Source organism: uncultured Campylobacter sp. (assembly GCF_937997465.1).
Classification (GTDB): Bacteria; Campylobacterota; Campylobacteria; order Campylobacterales; family Campylobacteraceae; genus Campylobacter_A.
In genome coordinates, this window is the sequence record NZ_CALKTQ010000172.1 from 1 (window position 1) to 5,463 (window position 5,463).

Annotated in this window: 5 protein-coding genes; 2 read left to right on the forward strand and 3 right to left on the reverse strand. The window is 44.4% G+C overall.

Annotated elements, in window-relative coordinates; genetic code table 11:
• Window positions 1-152: 152 nt before the first annotated feature.
• The 3 genes from Q0546_RS05510 to rpoD form a co-directional block, all read right to left on the reverse strand.
• Window positions 153-461, reverse strand: a complete 309-nt coding sequence (locus Q0546_RS05510) for a hypothetical protein (protein WP_298791257.1) — start codon at window positions 459-461, stop codon at window positions 153-155.
• A 332-nt stretch (window positions 462-793) separates the two neighbouring features.
• On the reverse strand, window positions 794-1,303 hold the full coding sequence (locus Q0546_RS05515; protein ID WP_298791259.1) for a hypothetical protein: 510 nt from the start codon (window positions 1,301-1,303) through the stop codon (window positions 794-796).
• Between the two features lie 164 nt (window positions 1,304-1,467).
• The gene (gene rpoD / locus Q0546_RS05520) at window positions 1,468-3,384 is read right to left on the reverse strand and encodes an RNA polymerase sigma factor RpoD (RefSeq protein WP_257792048.1); all 1,917 of its coding nucleotides are present in this window, start codon (window positions 3,382-3,384) and stop codon (window positions 1,468-1,470) included.
• A 193-nt stretch (window positions 3,385-3,577) separates the two neighbouring features.
• On the opposite strand from rpoD, the gene Q0546_RS05525 reads away from it, so the two are divergent.
• Entirely contained in the window at window positions 3,578-4,390 is an 813-nt protein-coding gene (locus Q0546_RS05525) for a flagellar hook-basal body protein (protein ID WP_002948146.1), read from the forward strand.
• 449 nt (window positions 4,391-4,839) lie between these two features.
• On the forward strand, window positions 4,840-5,463 hold a 624-nt coding region (flgG, locus tag Q0546_RS05530), incomplete at its 3' end, for a flagellar basal-body rod protein FlgG (protein ID WP_298791264.1).

Here is a 5,463-nt window from a genome sequence, read left to right on the forward strand (position 1 = left end):
CTTCGTCGTCTTTGAAGGTCGGATTTAGCTTGCCTTTATCGGCGGCGTCGCTGCGTTGAAAACTAACGGCGACGACTGGGATTTTGAGCTCGCTCATCTTGTCGATGTATTCTTGCGGGATGTAGTTCGTGACACGATCACGACGCCCGGCTTTAGCAAAGCACCGCCTCGTAGTTGATGACCTTCAGATCGCCAGGTGTGGGCATATCTTTTAGGCTCGGCGCTAGGCGGATGTAGTTTTTGCCGAGCGACTTCTCCCACGACTCCTGCACGAGGGCAACCTTATCCAGCGCGTTTAGCTCATTGAGCGCGTTTAGGCTTTGGTGCTGAAGCACGACTATGCGCCTAACCTCATCAGGCAGCGTGACATCGCGGCCTAGCTGATCGGTTACGACGCGGTCTGCAAAAAGCGAACTCGCGCACAGCGCAAGAGCTAGCGCGAAAGAGTGAAATTTGCTCATGTTTTTCCTTAAGTTTTTAAATTATATTTATTTATAGGCCTAAAATTAGTACTTTTAACCCATAAGTAAATAGTGGTATATTACAAGAACGGCGATAAATTTAGCATAAATTTACAGATTTTGTTTTTTGCGGGTAAATTTGAGGGGCGGCGTTAGTGTAGTTTTTGATAAAATTTAGCAAAACGGCTAGTATGGCGGCTGTGATAAAACTTGAAGTTTTTAAATTTTAGGGCTGCGCTAGAGCGATATTTTTGATCCTAGCCCAAGCCGCTAGTTCGCAAAGTGGGATCAAGAGCGCTATCGTAAGCAGTGCGTATGGAGATACCAAACTGTTAAGGGGACGAAAAATCGATAAACTGAAGCGCTGTGCACATAAAGGCTAAGCCTGAGTAGATGTAGAAAGCACTGCTCTGTGTATCTTTGCCGAGCAGATAGTACGCAACGCCGAGCATAAGCCAAAAATAAATAGTAAGAATAGAGTCTATAGTAAGAAATATCGTAAGGGCCGAGCCTTGTATATTTAAAAAATTATTTGCGACCGCTCCGATTACAGAATAAGCATTGTTAACAAAAGAGCCTCCGATCTGCGCCGCGGCATACTCTACTGTGCTAAAACCGACTTGACTTACCGAATACAATGCCATAGATAGCCATAAAATCGCTATTAGCGCCGCCGCGATTAGCGCGGAGGAAATTCTCGTAAAAAGCTTGCTTGCAGAGAGTTTGGAGATTTGTCTAGCAACAAGAAGCTTAAAAATCATCGATGCAAGAAAAGTAAAGCAGATAAAAAACACGGCGGTCAAAAATCCAGCTAGCGAAACGCGGCTACAAAATTCGCACAAAGCCCAAATAGATATGTAGCCTTCGATGATTAAAATATTAGACGCTATGCCGCGGAATTTTATCTCGGCCAGGGGTTTCTGATCTATCTTTGCGCCTTTGATTTTTCTTTAAATTTGGTAACGGGTTTTATTTGCCGATCCGCTATAAAAGAGGAGGGCTAAATTTAGCCCTCGATGTAGTTTTTGAGCTTTCTACCGACTTTTGGGTGTTTTAGTTTTTTGATGGCAGAGCTTTCGATCTGGCGGACACGCTCGCGGGTTACGTTTAGCTCTTTGCCGATCTCTTCTAGAGTGCGGTCACTCTCGTCGTCGAGTAAGCCAAATCTCATCCTGATGACAGCTTTTTCGCGCTCGTTTAGCTGGTCTAGAACTTCGTCTATCTGCTCTTTTAGGTCGTTTTTTAGGATATGATCCATCGGGCTTAGAGAGCTTCTGTCCTCGACGAAATCTCCAAATTTACCGTCGTCTTCATTGCCGATAGGGGCTTCTAGGCTGATAGGCTCTTTTGTGATTTTGATGACCTGTTTTATCTTGTCCGCGCTTAGTCCGACCTCAGCTGCGATTACGTTTATATCCGGCTCTTTGCCTTCTTCTTGTAGGTATTTTCGGTTGATTTTGTTTATACGGTTTATCGTTTCTATCATATGGATAGGGATACGTATCGTACGAGCTTGATCGGCAATAGCGCGGCTAATAGCCTGACGTATCCACCACGTCGCATAGGTAGAAAATTTATACCCTTTTTTATATTCAAATTTATCGACCGCTTTCATTAACCCGATATTGCCCTCTTGAATCAGGTCTAAAAACGGTAAACCGCGGTTTGTGTAGCGCTTGGCGATGCTCACAACTAGGCGTAAATTTGATTTTGCCATCCTGGCTTTTGCTTCGTCGGATATCTTTTTGCCGCGTTTGATCTGCTCTAAAATTTCCTTTAAAAGTATCGGATCGAGGTTGAATCCGCTCTTGCTCGCTTCCTTGGTCGCAAATAGTTTTTTGATCTCCACGTAGGTTGATACCATCGTAGCCTCGGGTACTCGCGCGATGATATCTTCTTTGCTGAGCTTGATGATATCTTTTAGGATCGACTTGTGATTTTTCTTTAGCTCGTCGCTAAACATAGGTAGCTTATACTCGAGTCTTTTTAGCTCTCTGTCAAATTCATCATCGCTCTTTAGCGCCGTTTCCATCGACTTTACGATCTCGGTTATGAGCTTGCTGGTAGGCCCTAGATCCATTAGCTTGTCTTTTAAAATTTTCTTTTTAAACGCAAGCGTTATCTTTGCTAAAAACTCATCCTCAGTCTCTACTTCGTTTTGTTTATTTGCAGTTTTTAGCCACTCTTTTTTGGCCTTTTCGAGCGCTTTAAAACTCTCGATCACTTTTTCAGCTCGTTTGTCGTCTTTTTTATTGTGTTTTTTTGGCTTGGCTTCTTTCTCTTCGCCTTCCTCGACATCATCCTCGACTTCTTCGTTTTCTTCCTCTTCCTCGACCTCTTCGCTGCCTTCCTCACCTTCGTCGTCAAAGCTTCTAAAAAGCTCTTTTACGCGGCGTTCGCGGTTTATAAGCGGCTCTTTGTAGTCAAGAATAAAATCGATAAGGTATGGTACTGAGCAAAATGCGTCAATGATGATATCTTCGCCAAGCTCGATTTTTTTGCTGATTTCTACTTCTTCTTCTTTGGTTAGTAGTGCGATTTGACCCATTTCGCGTAGGTACATACGCACGGGGCTATCCGAGCGCGACCACTCGAGCAGATCGGTTTCGCTGGCGAGGTCAAATTCTTCCTCTAGATTGTCGTCGGCTAGTTTGGCCAGCTCCTCGCGACGCTTTTTAGCGTCTTCGATATTGCGCATTTTAGCGATTTCAGCTGAGGTTATGAGCTGGACTTTATTTTCTTTCGCCAGCGACTCTATCTTTTTTGCTATCGCTGCGGTCGGCGCTTTGTCTAGGAATTTAACTAGTTTTTCGTAAGTGATATAGCCTTTGGCATTTTCTTTAAAAAGCTCTTCTATGAGCGACAATGCCTCTTTTTTTGCGGTACTCATTCGGGATTCCTTCTTTTTGTAGAAAACGAGGATTATACCCAAACTTCTTTAAATATTAATAAAAATACGATTATTTGGGCATTTTTACATAGGCTAAATTTGCTGAAAATTTTATTAAATTTGAGTTGGAACGGAAGTTGCTGATCTAATCAGAAAAATGTGCTCGTCTGAAAGTTGCAAGCAAAGCGTAGCAAAAAAGACGAGTCGCCAAAATAAGGAAAAGTAAATGAACAACGGCTACTACCAAGCAACCGGCGCCATGGTGACGCAGTTTAACCGCCTAGACGTCATCGCAAACAACCTTGCCAACATAAATACTATTGGCTTTAAACGCGACGACGTCGTAGTGGGTGATTTTGAGAGGATTTTTAAAGAGTACCGCGACGAGTTACCGATAGAAAATCACACGAAGGACGCGGCCAAATTTCTAAACAGAACTATCGACAGGGTGCCGCAAATCTCTGAGCAATACGTAGATTTTAGTCAGGGCGGGCTTAAATTTTCAAACAACGACCTTGACTTTGCGATGAAGCGCGAGGATCTGTTTTTCCTAGTCGAGGTAAAACCGGGCGATGTGCGCCTAACTAAAAACGGCTCGTTTAATCTCGACGAGGACGGATTTTTGGTAACAAAAGAGGGTTACAAGGTGCTGCCGAGCGATTATTTTACGAATAATTTTCAAGGCATCCAAATCCCGCAGGGAGAGCGCTTTTCTGCCGATAAAAACGGCAATCTCTACTCAAACGAGGAACCACTAGCTAGACTTTATATCGCGCAGCCAAAAGAGATACGAAATCTAACAAAAGAGGGCGATAATCTCTATGTTTTGCCGAATTTAAAGGAGCTTGAAGACGTGGGCGGCGAGATAGACGCGGTCGCGTGGAAATACACCCAAATTTCCAACGTAAACGCCGTGACCGAGATGGTCGGACTCATCGAGACGCAGCGCTTTGTCGAGATGTATCAAAAGGTGATGACGAGCCACATGGACGATCTAAATCAGGAAGCTATAAGTAAGCTTGCTAATACGAAAGTCTAAATTTAGCGTTATCTCTTTGACGTATTTGTGAGAGATTTAATTTTTACTTGCGGCGACAGGCTACGTGCCTAGTCTTGCTAGTAAAAATTTGCACAACTCGCAAATCCGCTCAAAGATATTTCCGCTAAGATTTTTAAATTTTAATAAACATAAATCGCTATACATTAAAACCCTGCCGCTAATATAAATTCAAAATACTTCCGCCAAAATATTTTCAAATTTTCCCAAATTTGCAAATTTGGAACGCCTTTTGCTAAATACCTAAGAAATGCGAGAAATCGCGCCGAATTTGTAAATTTTAGACGTTCGCCAGGCATAAAAACAGTCGGCGACGGTTTTACGCAAAAGCGTAAAATTTAAGACTACAAATTTGGAATATTTTTTGCAAATTAAACAAATAAAGATAAGGCGCCCAAAGCGTGACGCGCCTGCAGAAAGAGGAAAATGAAATGATGAGGTCTATTTACTCCGCCGCCACCGGCATGATCGCCCAGCAAACCCAGATCGACGTCACGTCGCACAATATCGCAAACGTAAACACCATCGGCTACAAGAAAAACCGCGCCGAGTTTGCCGATCTGATGTATCAGGTCATGGAGTATGCTGGCACGGCAACCAGCGCCACGACGAAAAGCCCGACGGGTATCGAGGTTGGTCTGGGTGCGCGTCCGACGGCGATAACGAAGATATTTTCGCAAGGCTATTTTAAAGAAACGAGCAATAACCTCGATATGGTTATTGCGGGTAACGGCTTTTTCCAGGTGCAGCTTCCGGACGGCACGACGGCGTATACTAGAAACGGCGCCTTTAAGCTCAACAGTGAAGGCACGGTCGTAAATTCCGACGGCTACGTGCTCCAGCCGCAGATGACTATCCCTGCCGACGCTACGCAGGTTTCAGTGGGCACTGACGGCACCGTCTCAGTACTTCAGCCTGGTAACACCGAGATGACGCAGGTGGGCCGTATCGAGCTAGCAAATTTTATCAACCCAGCAGGCCTACACTCTATGGGCGATAATCTCTATCTGCCGACGGGCTCTAGTGGCGAGGTCGTAGTCGGCACGGCGGGGCTT